Origin of the sequence: Candidatus Ichthyocystis sparus (assembly GCF_900078745.1) — a bacterium.
Lineage (GTDB): Bacteria > Pseudomonadota > Gammaproteobacteria > Burkholderiales > 2013Ark19i > Ichthyocystis > Ichthyocystis sparus.
Genome location: NZ_FKII01000056.1, coordinates 41,672 through 57,935 on the forward strand (window position 1 = coordinate 41,672; position 16,264 = coordinate 57,935).

A 16,264-nucleotide genomic window follows, 5' to 3' on the forward strand; every position below is an offset into this window, starting at 1 on the left:
CATTTATTTAATTTTTGTGTAACTTTGATACTATCAAGTGATGTGATTAGCGGTTACAATGTTTATTAGTTGTACTTAGTGCTGCATTGTTTTTTTGCAATTTTGTTCTAGGAGAATGTTTTTTTATATTTTGGGGGGAACCGATGTTTGTTGATGTGGTTTCTGCCGTTTCTAGCTCAGTGGTGGTTATACTTTGTGAGAAAGTAGATCCATTTTAAGTTATTTTGTTTGGCTCTATGAGAGTTATAGTGGGTGATTAGCAAGGTCGTGAGGTCATATTTTATGTGGTTAGCCCAGGTGATTCTTTTTGATAGATAGGGACAGTTGGGTGTTTAAATTGCGATTATATGCGGACTATTGTATCTGATGAGTGGTGTTTTGCCTTTGTAATTGTACGTGTGGATTGCTATCTTATTTTAGTGATGTGAATATTGCGGGGTGGCAGCGTACGGCTTTGTCTGTCCGTGTTTAGTTTTGCAGTTGTTCTGCTTCGTAATGTTGGTGTATGGGTTTATGTTAGGATATTAAAGTAATTAATAAAGTATAAATAAGAATAATAAATCTAAACTTATAATAATGGAGAAGGGATGTTGTATCCTGTATCTTTAATTGGTGCCGCTGCTCCTGATGATGTTCCTGAAGGTAGTTTGCAGCAACTTGAGGCTCCTACCACTTCTGCTTTAGCTGCCACTACTTCAGCTGGTGATGCTGTTGTGGGTAATGGAGTGATCACCAAGGGTAGAGGTAAGTCTCCTGCCAAAGGGCGTGATGCTGCTGCTGTTTCTTCTTCTTTAGGTGCTGCTGTCGATCCGGGTGTTTTGAGTGCATTAGGTGTTGCTCTATCTCCTGAGGGTGTTCAAACAGTTGCAAATCTCTTTTTTAAGGTTAGTGAATACGCTAGACGTTTTTACCATAACATGGTAGTCAGACAGCTGCCGTCGTCAGGATTGAATGACGAGCTTTTATCGACTGGGATAGCTATTTGGTACGGTACTTATAGGGAAATGTGTAAAGATGTTTTTGTATCCATGTGCATTTGTGAGTACCATTCTAAGCACCGCTCTGATTTTATACATGCCATTCCTGGGGGTGTATTGTCTGACTCTTCTGACCATGGTGCAGTGCCATTAACTGGGAATAGTCTGCTAGCTTTTTTATCTAGACTAGATTGTGCTGTTCTTAGCAAGGTGGAGTCTATTTTTGGCTCTTATTGGGATGAAACTTCTGTTTCTCTGGAAGGGGAGGCATTGAATGGTGTTGTTTGTGAAGATTTTACAAGAGTTCTCGACACAACAGGTATTCCTGAAGTAGCTTTATCGATACTGGTAATAGGTTCCTCTGTAGAGAAAGAAATAGGTAGGGGCACGATTAAACGTACAGCGTCAGGAGTTATTACTGCCCCGGATCTTATTTTATCAACTCAGTATCATCCTGAAGATGGATCTTTTTCTGATCCAGTTGCAGGGGGAGGACATGTGGGCAGCGGTGACGTTCCTGTTTCTGATTGTGCCAAGGCAGTTATTGTTCGTGCCCCTGTTTGGACTCCACCTGTTCTTGGGGGGGGTGATGTTCTGCCTTCTGTTGGAGGTTCTGGTGCTGGATCTTTTCCTCCAATTACAGAAGAAGGTCATGTGGGCAGCGATAACTCTCCTGTTCCTGCTAGCGGTGAAATGAACCTTGATGATGGTGGTACTAGGTCTTCTTCTGTGGTTTTGGTTCCTTCATATCTTCAATGTGTTAATTCGCTGGGTCTGAGTGTTAGTTTACATCCTGATAGTACCAAACTAGTTGGTATGTTCCTTTTCAGGGTTCGTGGATCTCTCGTAATGTCTTTCTCGAGATCAGTTGGCAATTACATCTCAAAGGTGTTGCTTAGTGATATTTCTATGGTTCAGCGATCTATTTGCTTCAAAACTTATAGAGAATTGCATCTATGTATTTTTATGTCTAAGTGTCTTTGTATTTACCATTCCAAGTATCGTCCTGCTTTTATGCGTTCTCTTGCTAGTATTAGAGTATTGCCAGATTCCCCTGACCGTGGGCTAGTGCCACTAAGTGGATCTAACTTGGTAGATTTTTTATCGAGATTAGATAGTGTTGTTCGTGGTCTAGTGGAGTGTGTATTTAACTCGAGGTGGGATGTGGAAACTAATGTGTCCCATTCTGAACGAGAATGTGGATCATTGAGTGATGTTAGTTGTGAAGATATCATTAGAGCTCTCAATGCTGCTAATGTTTCTTCATCATCATTTTCAATTTTCCGAAGATATATGATATATAAAGGTAAGAGATTAGTAAGTGGTAGTAAAATTACGGGCAAAGGTACGGTTTCAGGGAGTGATACTACAAGTCATGAACCATTACCCAAGAGTCATCCTCGACCTAAGAAGCAATTACGGTTTTCACCCCTGTTAGGGGGGGATTCTGATTCCATTTTTGATGAATCTTCTTCTACTGGTAAGGACGTTTCAGTCTCTGCTAAGGTTGCTCCTTTATCTCTGCCTTCGGTTTCGTCCGCACCTATATCCTCATCTCCATATACTTCTGAGTCTGATTCCCAATCTAGGGTGGGATTGGAGTCTTTGTTGCTATTAAAGGATGTTGTTCATGATAGGTTTTCTAGCTATAGATTTGTTAAATTGCTTTCCTGTGTAGATCAATCTTGCAGTGTGTCTGCTACCGACACTGTTTCTACTTTTGTGGTACCACCTGAAGGTACTGAGTCTTCTTTGCCTCCATCTGAGTCAGTAGTAGCTGCTGATGTTTCCTTTGCTTCTGTAACTGCTGTTGCTACTTTTAGTGATGTCTCAGATAGCGAAAGTGCTGATAGTAGCAGAGAAGCGGAAGAGGGGTATATACAAGGAAGTATTGCTGGAGGAAATTTGCAGCAGGTTCTGGTTCCTCGCGATACTACTTCAGATGCTGCTATTTCAGCTGTTGTTACTGCTGTGGGTAATGGGGTGAGTACTAAGGGTAGAGGTAAGGCTTCTGCCAAAAAAGGTGCTGCTTCTGTTGCTGTTTCTTATTTGGATACTACTCTTAATCCTAATATTTTGAGTTCACTGGGTGTTGTGCTATCTCCTGAGAGTGTTCGAGTAATTGCAGGTCTTTTTTATGAGGTTGGTGAATTTGCTAGACGAGTTTATGAGGGGATGATAAGAAAACAGCTTCCATCAATCATGAGTGGTAAATTTTCAATGACTGGGCTAGCCATTTGGTACCATACCTATAGTTCAATGTGTAAGTATTTTTTTGTATCTAGGTGTCTTGGTGAGTACCATGCTAATCATCGCCCTGGATTTATAAGAACTCTTCCTAGCATTCAAGTAGTATCGGATTTTTCTGGCCATGATGCGGTGACATTAACTGGAGATGCTTTGCTAGGTTTTTTATCGAGGCTAGATTGTGCTATCCGTAGTGAGGTTGAGTCTATTTTTGACTCTTGTTTAAGTGAGGTTTCTGTTCCTCTGAGAGAGGAGTCCTTGAGTGCCATTAATTGTAGAGATCTTGTAGATGTTATGAGTGTTGCTGGTATTTCTCAGGTAGCATTATCGGTAATGCTGTTGGGTTTCCGCGTGAAAAAAGCAAAAAAACGCAGGATTCATAAAGATGATGTTCCTGTTCCTGTTCCTGTTCTTGTTCCTGGTGGGACAAGGATTGTTCGTGCTCCTTTTTGGGTGCCTCCTCTTGCTAATCCTTCCGAATTGAGTCTGTTGTCTTCCGACGAAAATTCTCGTGGTGGGCCTTCGTCTGACCCAATTGCAGTAGAAGGACATGCGGATGATGCTGTTTCTGTCCCTCATCCTTCCGAATTGAGTCCGTTGTCTTCTGCTGAAAATTCTCGTGGTGGACCTTCGTCTGACCCAATTGCAGCAGAAGGACATGTGGATGATGGTGTTGCTGTTGCTGTTCCTCATCCTTCCGAATTGAGTCCGTTGTCTTCTACTGAAAATTGTGGAGGTGTACCTTCTCCTGATCTAATTTCTGCCGAGGGTGATACTCCATCTTCTTCTGCATTTTCAATTCCTTCATATCTTGAATGTGCTTCTTCGCTTGGTGTTGAGTTACATCCTGATAGCGTTCCACTAATTCATAGTTTCTTTCGTAGAGTTCATTTATATATTGTAACTTCTTTTTTGAGATCGGTTCGCAGTTACATCTCAACTGCTATTGGTAGTGGACTTTCGGTTGTTGGGCGATTTGTTTGGTTCGAAACCTACAGGGAACTGAATCTATATAATTTTATTTCTAGGTGCTTGGGTTCGTATCATTACAATTATCGTCCTGACTTTGTACGTGATCTTTCTAATATTAGAGTACTATCAGATTCATCTGATCTTGGTCTCCAATTAAGTGGAGGTGGTTTAGTAGATTTTTTGTCAAGACTAGATTATGTTGTTCATAATTTAATTAATTGTGTATTTAACTCGCAGTGGGATGTAGAAGTTGACAGAGCCTGTTCTGGACTAGAGGATGGATCATTGGATAATGTTAGTTGTGAAGATTTAATTTATGTTCTTAACACCGCTGGTGTTCCTGAATTAGCACTCTCAGTTTACCAAAGACGTAGAAAAGGTGTAAAAAGACGTAGAGAAGGTATAAAAAGAAGTAGAAAAGGAATACCAGGAAGTAGTAGTAAAATTACAAGTAAAGGCAAGGCTTCGAGTGGTGGTGCTACGGGTGTTGGTTTACAACCTCAACCGGAATTATTACTCCAACCTCAACCGGAATTATTACCCCAACCTCAACCGGAATTATTACCTAGTAGTGATCTTCGATCTGGTGTTTCTAGTGGGTCTTTGTCGCCCCTCATACCTGAATCTTCATTTGAGTGTGATCAGCTGCCTATATTTGCTCCTTTTTTACAACACCATTGGCTAGAGAAGTTAGATTGATAGCGGTGGTGCTGTTTGTGTGTTGGTAGTTTTAGTTAAGTGGATGGAGGTAGCTTAGTGGATTTTTTATCGAGACTAGGTTGTGTTGTGCGTGAGCTAGTGGAGTCTATATTCAGCTCTAAGTGGGGATATGGAAACTGGCAAAGTTTATTATGAACGAGAACATGGATTTTGGGGGTTTTCCCAAAATATAAGACAAATAAAAAAGCAAGATGGCAAATAAAAACAAAACAGTAGGTAGTAGTAAAATTACAAGTGAAGGTACGGCTTACAGGAAGTAGTACTACATGTCTTATGCATTTTCATCTTTAGTGTGCAATTTCGGCATAATCTCAACCTGAGCGTTAATCTCTGCCTAAGAGTTATCTTAGGTCCAAGAAGCAATTCAATCTTCTTTTAGATTTGTTAAATTTTTCTATGGAGATCAATCAGTTTCTACTGACGCTTATTGGAGAATCTTCCACGTCAGATAGTAGTTCTTATAGTTATTTTAGTGGACCTAAGAAATTATTTGTTATTCATGGATCATTTAGTGGGGCGACTCTTGAGGTTCCTATGGGTAGTGGTATTGAGGCTGAACGAACCTTCCTCTTCGGTATCTATGAAGTGGTAGTGATCGTTGTATGATCCTCTTCTGAGCCTGTGGATGTTAGCAGTGTTCCTCTGTTAGCTAATGCTACCGGTATTGCTGCTGAGGGGGGTATCGGAGTGAGATTGGCAGTGCTGCTAAATCTTGGTTTTTCACCTTTATCCCGCCTGCCAGTGAATCAAGTGGGTTATACTATATGTGGTAGAGGTGGAGAAGGTGTATTTTCCTTACACCAAAGTAAAATGATAAGAGAGGAAGTGGTAGTAAAAGAAATGAGTAGTTTGTGAGAATTGATCTTACTTCCTAGTGATTAGTGTTAAATGATTTTATACATTTGTCGTTTGCATGTGGCATTTTTGTATGGTAAATTCCCATCCTTGTTTTTCCTACACACTTGTATATAGTCCGCGTTTTTTTCAATTTAGATTTTTGTTGGTAGTTTTTTGTCTCTTATCGTTTTTTCTATGTTAGGTTTTGTAATTTTTTTACTGTTGTACATTAATGTCAGTAGTAGGTGTACCAATGAAAAATAGTCTTCACTATTTATGTTAAATTATGATTATCATCTTGTACTTTCATAGATGATATTTCCTGTTTATGAATCATGTAATTGTAGGAGTTAACCTGTAATTGTAGGAGTTTGTGATTCTTATGTTGATACTGTGCATGATAGTTACCCCGATCAAAGTTTAACTATTAATTTGCAGTAAGGTAAGGCTTTTTCTGTTTGCGTGCTAGATAGTATTGACATTACTACCGCCTGTACTATTGTTGCTGTATCTGCAGGTAGGATAATAAACAGAGGTGCGGAAAAGGGTAATGGTACTGGACTTAGACTTGTTCCTGCTTCTGTTTGAAAATCTTCTGATTATGTTTCTGTTCTTGATCTAGTGATAGCTAGTACCGCGCCTTTTTTACGCAATGAATTGTTTGCCGCCGCTTCATAATGGTTACAACCATTCTGAAGAACATTCCACTATATCTAGTGGTAGTTATTTTAGATGATCTAAGAGATTATTCATTATAGGTAAATTAGGTATAGGGCCCGCTAATGAGGTGGTGCGCAAAGAAGAAGTGGACGTAAAAGAAAAAGGGTTAGCTAACTGCAAGAATAGATCTTTCTTTTTACTATTACATAATTTTATACATTTACATTTGTTGTTTGTTGTGGGTATTTTTGCACGATAAATGACCATCCTTGTTTGTCCTGCACGCTTAGAACCAGGAATTCAAATTATTAAAAGAGAAGTGACAGATTATCTCGCGCGGTATACATTGCAGCTCTGTACCCATAGGGACGGGTACCTGAACCAAGAATAATTAACTTGCTATTTGCAATCTTGTCTTTATCTTTTGTGTTTTTATTCATAATTTTTAGTGTCAGATAACGTTAATTATCATGTTTTTTTGTTACGTAATATAGGTAATACTTGGTAGTTTTACTATTGTTCAATGCCTCTTGAGAGGATCTAATATTTACTTTGGTTGATTTTGTGTCAAAGATATCATCCTCAGGTACGCTTATTTTGCGCAGATGGTTTGTGTGTCACTTTGGTACTGCCAAGTGATGTGCTTAACGGTCAGTCTGCTTATTGGTTGCATTGGGTGCTGCATTGTTTTTTTGCAGTGGTGCCCTAGGAGATGTTTTCTATTTTGTGAGGAACCTGTTTGTTGGTAGTTTGTATTATTTTTAAGAGAGATCTTTCGTACGAATTAGCAAATTTAGTTGCTCTTTTAACTCTGAGCGGTTGGTGCAGTTGTTGACATATGCGGTTCATCGTAAGGTTACTAGTACTCAGGTGATGTAGATGGTGTTTGTGCTTGGTGAGAGCACTTTACATTGTTTTGTGTGGCGGCATTGTACATAAACTACCATATCTGGTAGATAGTGTCGTGATATTTTGGGCTTTATTACTCCCTTAATTGTACGTGGTAACTGCTACTTTTGTTGTGATGTCAGTATCGAAAATGTAGTAACGTACTATTTTGTTTATTGGTGGCGTTGTGTGCACTTCATTTTGAAACTGTGCCTACTTCTCTTCTGTAATGTTGGTTTTTGAGTTTGTTCTAGGCTGTTAAAGCAATTAATAAAATAAATAATAAACATAAACTATAGGAAGGTGGAGGCACCATATTTATGTATCCTGTATCTTTAACCAGTGCTGATGCTTCTAGTGATCTCCCAGAGAGTGAAGGTAATAGTGGTAATAAAGGTGAAGGGGGCGCTGTACAGGGTAATATTCCTGGAGGTAGCTTGCAGCAAGTTGAGTCTCCTACTGCTGGGGGGGTGAGTACCAAGGGTAGAGGTAAGGCTTCTGCCAAAAAGAGAGGTACTGCTGCTGTTTCTTCTTCAGCTGCCGCTGTTATTGATCCAGGTGTTTTGAGTGCATTAGGTGTTACTCTATCTCCTGATAGTGTTCAAATAATTGCAAATCTCTTTTCTAAAATTAGTGAATACGCTAGACGTTTTTACGACAATATGACAAGCAGACAACTGCCATCAAGATTGAGTGACGAGCTTTCACTTACTGGGCAAGCTATTTGGTGCGATACTTATAGGGAAATGTGTAAAGATGTTTTTGTATCCATGTGCATTTGTGAGTACCATGCTAAACACCGCTCTGATCTTATACACGCTCTTCCTAGAATGGGGGTGTTGTCTGACTCTTCTGACCATGGTGTAGTGCCATTGACTGGGGATATTCTGCTAACTTTTTTGTCTAGACTAGATTGTGCTGTTCTCAGCAAGGTGGAGTCTATTTTTAGCTCCTGTTGGAATGAAGCTCATGTTTCTCTGGAAGGGGAGGCATTGAATAGTGTTAGTTGTGAAGATTTTACAAAAGTTCTAGACACTGCCGGTATTCCTGAAGTAGCGTTATCGGTAATGATAGCAGGCTCCACTCTAACAAGAGAAATAAATAAAGGTACTATTAAACGTACAGCATCTGGAGTTATCACTGCTCCCGATCTTGTATTATCATCTCAGTCTCATTCTGGTTTTTCACTTCGTATGTGTTCTCAATCTGAATCACAATTAGGATCTGCCTTTCCACCGGGTGAGGCTTCTGGTTCCGAGTTGAGTACGTTGCCTCCTGTTAGAGTTAGAGATTCTGGTGATGGATCTTCTTCTGATCTGATTGTGGCAGAAAGACATGCCGGCAGCTGTGACGTTTCTGTTTCTACTCATACTGAGACAGATGGTACTGTTCGTGCTCCTGTTTGGAGGCCACCTGTTATTAGTGAAGAGGGCACTCTACCTTCTTCTGCAGGGCTTTTAGAATTGAATATGTTACCTTCTGTTAAAGATACTGGTGCTGGATCTTCTTCTGATTTGATTGTTGCAGAAAGACATGCTGGGAGCTGTGAAGTTTCTGTTTCTACTCATGCTGAGGCAAATATTATTTGTGCTCCTGTTTGTACACCACCTGTTATTAATGAAGAGGATACTCTATGTTCTGCTTCTATTCCTTCATATGTTAAATGTGTTGATTCTCTTGGTGTAAGGTTACACCCGGATAGTACCCAAATAGTTTATGATCTCTTTTGTGACATTCGCGTATCTTTTATGACGTCTTTTTCGAGATCGATTAGCCATTATATATTAGCTACTCTAAGTAGTAAACTTTCAGTGCTTGAGCGACTTATCTGGTTCAAAACTTATAGGGAACTGCATCTATCTAGTTTTGTGTCTAGGTGTCTTTGTATGTATCATTCCAGGTACCGTCCTACTTTTATACGTGCTCTTGCTGGTATTCGATTGTTATCAGGTTCCTCTGATCGTAGGCTAGTTTCATTAAGTGGGGGTAGATTAGTAGATTTTTTATCGAGACTAGATTATGTTGTTCGTGAGTTAGCAGGGTCTATATTCAGCTTTAAGTGGGATATGGAAACTTGCAAGGCTTATTTTGATCGAGAAAGCGGATCATTGAGTAATGTTAGTTGTGATAATGTTATTAGAGTACTCGATGTTGCTGGTGTTCCTGCAGTAGCATTTTTTTCAGTTTTCCAAAAATATATGACAAATAAAAATAAGGCATCAGTAGGTAGTAGTAAAATTGCAAGTGAAGGTATAGCTTCAAGAGGTGGTATTACAGGTCTTATGCATTCTTCATCTTTAAGTATGCAATTTCGACCTGAATTACCATCTCAATCTGAGTGTGAACCATTATCTAAGCGTCGTCTTAGTTCTGAGAAGCAGCTAGGATCTTTGTTGCTATTAGAGGAGGATTCTAGTAAATCTTCTTATGGATTTATTAAATTGCTTTATTATAGATATCAAACTGCTAGTTTATCTGATGTTGCTACTGTTTCCATTTCTGATGAATCTTCTTCGAATATTGGTGATGATGTTTTAGTCTCGGATGAGGATAGTTCTTGTTCTGAGTTTGGAGCTTTAGGTGAGTCGTCTTCTACGCCTTCATCTATATATTCGATTTCATCTTCATCTACTTCTGAGTCTTCATCCTCTACTTCTGAGCCTTTATCCTCATCTACTTCTGAGCCTTTATCCTCATCTACTTCTGAGCCTTTATCCTCATCTACTTCTGAGCCTCATTACCAATCTGTGCCTCAATTAGGATCTTTGTTGCCATTAGAGGAAGTTATAGTAGAGGAAATGGTAGTAGAAGAAATGATAGTAGAGGAAGGGGAGAATTCTGATCAATCTTCTTCTAGACTTGTTGAATTTTCTTACGGAGATCGACCTGCTAGTGTACCTGATGCTACTGATACTGTTCCTATTTTTGTGGCATTACCTGAAGGTCCTGGTTCTTCTTTGCCTCTTGTTGTTGATCCTGTTGCTGAATCGAATGTTTATAGTGAATCTTTGTCGCCTGCAATCGTACCTGAATCTTTATCTTCATTTGAGTGTGAGCAGCTGCCTATATTTACTCCTTTTCTACAACACCATTGGCTAGAGAAGTTAGATTGATAGCGATTTGTGTTGTCCGTGAGCTAGTGGAGTCTATGTGATGAATCTTCTTCTGATCCAATTTGCAGCGGTAAGATACGTGGGCGGCGGTGAGGTGTCTGTTTCCGCTTGTGCCTAGACAGTTATTGTTCGTGTTCCTGGTTTGGATGCCACCTGTCATTGAGGAGGATAATATTCTGCCTTCTGTTGGAGATTCTGGTGCTGGATTTTTTGTTCAATAACACGTAGCACATGCAGATACCTCCTTTCCTAAAAATACTGCTACAGATGATAGTCCTAAATACTCTGCATTGACACCAATTGCTACAATTAAACAATCCTCATGAGTGCGAAGTGTTAGCTCCTTCAAGACCAAATGGTCTTTCACTAAGATGTGCTTTTCCTGTATTGTAAAATGCAATCTCGGTATCAGAGCGTTCTGCTTATTTTTCCAATCTCTGCACTAGCCATCACACTTTGTTCAGTGACTATATCACGATCAGATGGTCAATTATCTTCTTCTATTGCCGTTATTAATTGTGTGCAGTCGTGTACCCATATGGACAGGACCTGGCCCAAGAATAATCAACTTGCTATTTACAATCTTGTCTTTATCATCTCGTGTTTCACCTTTACTATAAAATTTACTACTTTGCGGTGCTATAGATAACATTAATTATCCTAATTTTTGCTACATAATATATGTAAAACTTGGTAGTTCTTCAATGCCTTTTGAGAGAATCTACTATTCACTTTGGTTAATTTTATGTCAACTATATTATTTTTGATCACACTTTTTTGTTGTTTACTTGTACTTATTTTACGCATATAATTTGTGTGTCACTTTGATATTATAAAGTGATGTAGTTAACGGTATGTCTGATTATTGGTTGTATTGGATGCTGCATTATTTTTTGCGGTAATACCCTAGGAGATATTTTCTATTTTGTGAGGAATCTTTTTATTGGTAGTTTATAGCGTTTTTAAGAGTGATCTATCCGTGCTAGTTAGCAAATTTCAGTTGCTCTTTTTAACTATTAGAAGTTGTAACAATTATTTATATATGCAGTTCATAGTAAAACTACGGGTACTCAGATGATGTAGCCTATGGTTGTTCTTGGTGAAAAAAACAGACTCACTTTGTTTTGTTACATGAGAGTTATGGTAGGTTATGATAAAAGTTGTGAGTTCATAGTTTCTTTCCTTATCCAAGTTGATTTTTTACGAAAGATGGGGGTAACTGGATATAAATTATTTTTTTAAACTAATTTATACAAGCTATCTGGGTGGTAGTGGTCTGATTAGTGTAGTAATGTTTTTGGCCTTTATCATTCTCTATAATTGTACGTGGTAACTGCTACTTTTGGTGATGTCAGTATCGAAAATGTAATAACGTACTACTTTGTCTATTGGTGGAGTTGTGTGCGCTTCATTTTGCAACTATGCCTACTTCTCTTCTGTAATGTTGGTTTTTTGAGTTCGTGCTAGGATGTTAAAGCAATTAATAAAATAAATAATAAATATAAACTATAGGAAGGTGGAGGCACCATATTTATGTATCCTGTATCTTTAACCAGCGCTGATGCTTCTGGTGATCTCCCAGAGAGTGAAGATATTAGTGGTAATAAAGGGGAAGAGTTAGCTGTACAGAGTGATATTCCTGGGGGTAGCTTGCAGCAAGTTGAGTCTCCTACTACTGCTTTAGCTACTACTACTTCAACTACTGCTACTGTTGTGGGTAGGGGGGTGAGTACCAAGGATAGAGGTAAGGCTACTGCCAAAAAGCGTGGTACTGCTGCTGTTTCTTCTTCAGCTGCTGCTTCTATTGATCCAGTCGTTTTGAGCGCATTAGGTGTTACTCTATCTCCTGATAGTGTTCAAATAATTGCAAGTCTCTTTTCTAAAATTGCTGAATACGCTAGGCGTTTTTACGACAATATGACAAGCAGACAACTACCATCTAGATTGAGTGACGAGCTTTCATTTACTGGGCGAGCTATTTGGTACGGTACTTATAGGGAAATGTGTAAAGATGTTTTTGTATCCATGTGCATTTGTGAGTATCATGCTAAGCACCGCTCTGATCTTATACATGCTCTTCCTACGATAAAGGTATTATCTGACTCTTCTGACCATGATGCAGTGACATTAACTGGGGATAGTCTGTTAGCTTTTTTATCTAGACTAGATTGTGCTGTTCTTAACAAGGTGAAGTCTATTTTTAGCTCTTGCTGGGATGAGGTTTCTGTTTCTCTGGAAGGGGAGGCATTGGATAGAGTTGTTTGTGAAGATTTTACAAGAGTTCTTGACATTGCCGGTATTCCTGAAGTAGCTTTATCGATAATGGTAATAGGTTCCACTCTAACAAGAGAAATAAATAAAGGTACGATTAAACGTACAGAATCGGGAATTATTACTGCTCCTGATCTTATACTATCATCTCAGCCTCATTCTGAATTGTCACTTCGTATGTGTTCTCAATCTGAATCACAATTAGGATCTACCTCTCCACCAGGAGAGGATTCTGGTTCCGAATCGAATGTGTTGCCTTCTGTTGTAGATTCTAGTGATGGATCTTCTTCTGATTCGATTGTGTCAGAAAGACATACTGGTAGCTATGACGTTTCTGTTTCTGCTCATACTGATATAGATGATACTGTTCGTGCTCCTGTTTGGAAGCCACCTGTTGTTAGTGAAAGTGAGGAGGATACTCTACCTTCTTCTGCAGGGCTTTCCGAATTGAATATGTTACCTTCTGTTATTGTTTGTGATCCTGTTGTTGTTCGTGCTCCTGTTGTTGTTCGTGCTCCTGTTGTTGTTCGTGCTCCTGTTTGGAATCCACCCGTTGAGTGTACTTTAAGTTCTTCTGTGGGACCTTCTGAATTGGATATGTTTCCTCCTGTTGGAGATACTAGTGCAGGATCTTCTTCTGACCTAATTTCAGAAGAAAGGGATAGCTATAGTGTTTCTGTCTCTACTTCTACTCATGCTGAGACAAATGTTGTTTGTGCTCCTGTTTGGGCGCCACCTGTTCTTAGTGAAGAGGATATTCCACGTTATGCTTCTATTCCTTCATATGTTCAATGTGTTGATTCTCTGGGTGTAAGGTTGCACCCCGGTAGTACTAAAGCAGTTTATGATTTATTTTGTAACATTCGCATATCTTTCATGACATCTTTCTCGAGATCGATAACCAACTATATCTTGTCTACTCTAGGTAGCGAACTTTCAACGGTTGAGCGAGTTATTTGGTTTAGAACTTATAGGGAACTGCATCTATCTAGTTTTATGTCTAGGTGTCTTTGTATGTATCATTCCAGGTACCGCCCTGCTTTTATACGTGCTCTTAGTGGTATTAGATTGTTATCAGGCTCCTCTGATCGCGGACTAGTGCCATTAAGAGGAGGTAGATTAGTAGATTTTTTATCGAGGCTAGATTGTGTTGTTCGTGAGTTGGCAGAGTCCATATTTAGCTTGAAGTGGGATATGGAAACTTGTAAAGCTTATTATGATCGAGAATGCGGATCATTGAGTAATGTTAGTTGTGGTGATGTTATTAGAGTACTAGAGGTTGCTGGTATTCCTGCAGTAGCATTTTTTCCAGTTTTCCAAAAATATATGACAAATAAAAATAGGGCATCAGTAAGTAGTAGGAAAATTACAAGTGAAGGCACAGCTTCAAGAGGTAGTACTGCAGGTCTTGCTAAAAACAAGTCATCAGTAAGTGGTAGTAAAATTACAAGCGAAGGTACATCTTCAAGAGGTAGTACTACAGGTCTTATACATTCTTCATCTTTAAGTATGCAATTTCGACCTAAGTTATCATCTCAATCTGGACATAAATCATTATCTAAGCGTCATCTTAGGTCTAAGAAGCAGTTAGGATCTTTGTTACTATTAGAGGAGGACTCTGCTCAATCTTCTTCCAGATTTATTAAATTGCTTTCTTATAGACATCAAACAGTTGGTTTGTCTGATGTTGCTACTGTTTCCACTCCTGATAAATCTTCTTTGAATATTGGTGAGGATGTTTTAGTCTCTACTGAGGATAGTTCTTGTGCTGAGTTTGGAGTTTTAATAGATGTGTCATCTTCTATGCCTTCATCTATACATTCTATTTCATCTCCATCTACTTCTGAGTCTTCATCTTCTACTTCTGAGCCTCATTACCAATCTGAGCCTCAATTAGGGTCTTTGTTGCTATCAGAGGAAATGGTAGTAGAGGAAGAGGTAGTAGAGGAAGTGGTAATAGAGGAAGAGGTAGTAGATGAAGTGGTAATAGAGGAAGAGGTAGTAGAGGAAGTGATAGTAGGGGAAGAGGTAGTAGAGGAAGAGGTAGTAGAGGAAGTGGTAATAGAGGAAGAGGTAGTAGGGGAAGAGGTAGAGGAAGTGATAGTAGGAGAAGTGGTAATAGAGGAAGAGGTAGTAGCGGAAATGGTAGTAGAGGAAGTGGTAATAGAGGAAGTGGTAATAGAGGAAGAGGTAGTAGGGGAAGAGGTAGAGGAAGTGATAGTAGGAGAAGTGGTAATAGAGGAAGAGGCGGTAGAGGAAGTGATAGTAGGGGAAGAGGAGAATTCTGATCAATCTTCTTCTAGACTTGCTGAATCCTCTTATAGAGATCGATTTGCTAGTGTACCTGTTACTGATACTGTTCCTACTTTTGTAGCATTACCTGAAGGTGCTGGGTCTTCTTTGTCTCCTATTACTGATCCTGTTGCTGTATTGACTGTTTCTAGCGAGTCTTCTTTGAGTATTGGTGATGATGTTTTAGTCTCAGCTGCGGAAGTTGCTGATTCTGATTTGGTAGTTTTAGAAGATGAATTACCTACATCTTCGCCTGCATCTTTGTTTTTACCTCAATCTGAGTTGGTAGTAGCCGATGATATTTCCCTTTCCTCTCTGCTACCATCAGCTGAAGATTTGGTCGCAGTTGGTGTTGCTTCTGAGTCTAGGGGGACAGGGGATGAATTATTTTTGCATCTCTCTTCACCTTCGATTGAGCCCTACTCTTCATCTTCATCTTCATGTTTATCTTCATCTCCATCTGAATCAGGATTATATGCAGATATTTCCTATTCCTCCTCTCCAGACTCACCTGTGTTGACTAGAGAAGTTGGATTAACCTCGGAAGTTACTGTTTCTGAGTCGGGGGTTTTATTAGGTGAATCAATTCCTGCGTCCTCATCTGAGAAGCTGGTAGTAGATCCAGTCGTTGCCTCTTCTTCTGTTTCTACTGTCGCTACTGGAGAATCTTCCATGGCAGCTAGTGGTAGTTCTTCTAGTTATCCTTACGGACCTAAGAAGGCATTTATTATGAAATTAGCTAAGGAGCCTTTTGAGACACCTACGGGTGGTGATGTCATTGCTGGGCCCTCCTCGTCTGCACCTGTTGCCAACATTTCGCCAGTGGCTGCTGCTACCGATGATGTCAATGAGGAGGAGGATATTGGAGCGAGATTAGCAGCATTGCTGAATCGAGGTTTGCCACCTTCACCACCTACTGCTATTGAATCAGGTAGGTCTGCTAGAGGTGGTAGAGGTAGATTGTCTTCTTCACATCAGGGTAGTGCTCGGAGAGGAAGAGGTCGTAAAAGAAAAAGAAATGAGTAGTTCGTGAGAATTGGTCTTAACTTCCTACTATTGGTACTACATAATTTTGTAAACTTACTATTCAAGACCTGATCGGAATGGAACTTCACTAAGATGAGCTTTTTCTATGTTGCCAAATAAAATCTTAGTATCAAAGCGTTTAGCGTGTTTTTTGAATCGCTCCATTAGCTCTGTTCCAGTTATTACCTAGTAATCAGCTGGCCAATTTGTGGTGTTGTGGAAAACCCTAATCATTCCATTTTTTGTTACTTAACAAAATAT

Annotated in this window: 7 protein-coding genes; 6 read left to right on the forward strand and 1 reads right to left on the reverse strand. The window is 39.5% G+C overall.

Annotation, left to right across the window (positions count from 1 at the left end):
- Positions 1 to 590: 590 nt before the first annotated feature.
- The 5 genes from A6733_RS05665 (at position 591) to A6733_RS05680 (ending at position 10,414) form a co-directional block, all read left to right on the forward strand.
- Positions 591 to 4,895, forward strand: a complete 4,305-nt coding sequence (locus tag A6733_RS05665; RefSeq protein ID WP_141663466.1) for a hypothetical protein — start codon at positions 591 to 593, stop codon at positions 4,893 to 4,895.
- Between the two features lie 417 nt (positions 4,896 to 5,312).
- Entirely contained in the window at positions 5,313 to 5,522 is a 210-nt protein-coding gene (locus tag A6733_RS05670) for a hypothetical protein (protein ID WP_092411478.1), read from the forward strand.
- 15 nt (positions 5,523 to 5,537) lie between these two features.
- Positions 5,538 to 5,771 (forward strand): hypothetical protein, encoded by a 234-nt coding sequence (locus A6733_RS05675; RefSeq protein ID WP_092415032.1) that lies wholly within the window; start codon positions 5,538 to 5,540, stop codon positions 5,769 to 5,771.
- A gap of 444 nt (positions 5,772 to 6,215) precedes the next feature.
- Positions 6,216 to 6,341 carry a hypothetical protein gene (locus A6733_RS09690; protein WP_278183853.1) on the forward strand — a complete coding sequence of 42 codons (126 nt, stop codon included), beginning with the start codon at positions 6,216 to 6,218 and terminating at the stop codon, positions 6,339 to 6,341.
- Positions 6,342 to 7,621: 1,280 nt separating this feature from the next.
- Positions 7,622 to 10,414, forward strand: a complete 2,793-nt coding sequence (locus A6733_RS05680; RefSeq protein ID WP_092460642.1) for a hypothetical protein — start codon at positions 7,622 to 7,624, stop codon at positions 10,412 to 10,414.
- 214 nt (positions 10,415 to 10,628) lie between these two features.
- Here A6733_RS05680 and A6733_RS08990 read toward each other — a convergent pair whose 3' ends face one another.
- Positions 10,629 to 10,781, reverse strand: coding sequence for a hypothetical protein (locus A6733_RS08990; protein ID WP_176695564.1), 153 nt, complete (start codon positions 10,779 to 10,781; stop codon positions 10,629 to 10,631).
- 1,166 nt (positions 10,782 to 11,947) lie between these two features.
- Here A6733_RS08990 and A6733_RS08995 point away from each other — a divergent pair.
- Positions 11,948 to 16,003 (forward strand): hypothetical protein, encoded by a 4,056-nt coding sequence (locus A6733_RS08995; protein WP_092460644.1) that lies wholly within the window; start codon positions 11,948 to 11,950, stop codon positions 16,001 to 16,003.
- The last annotated feature ends 261 nt before the right edge of the window (positions 16,004 to 16,264 follow it).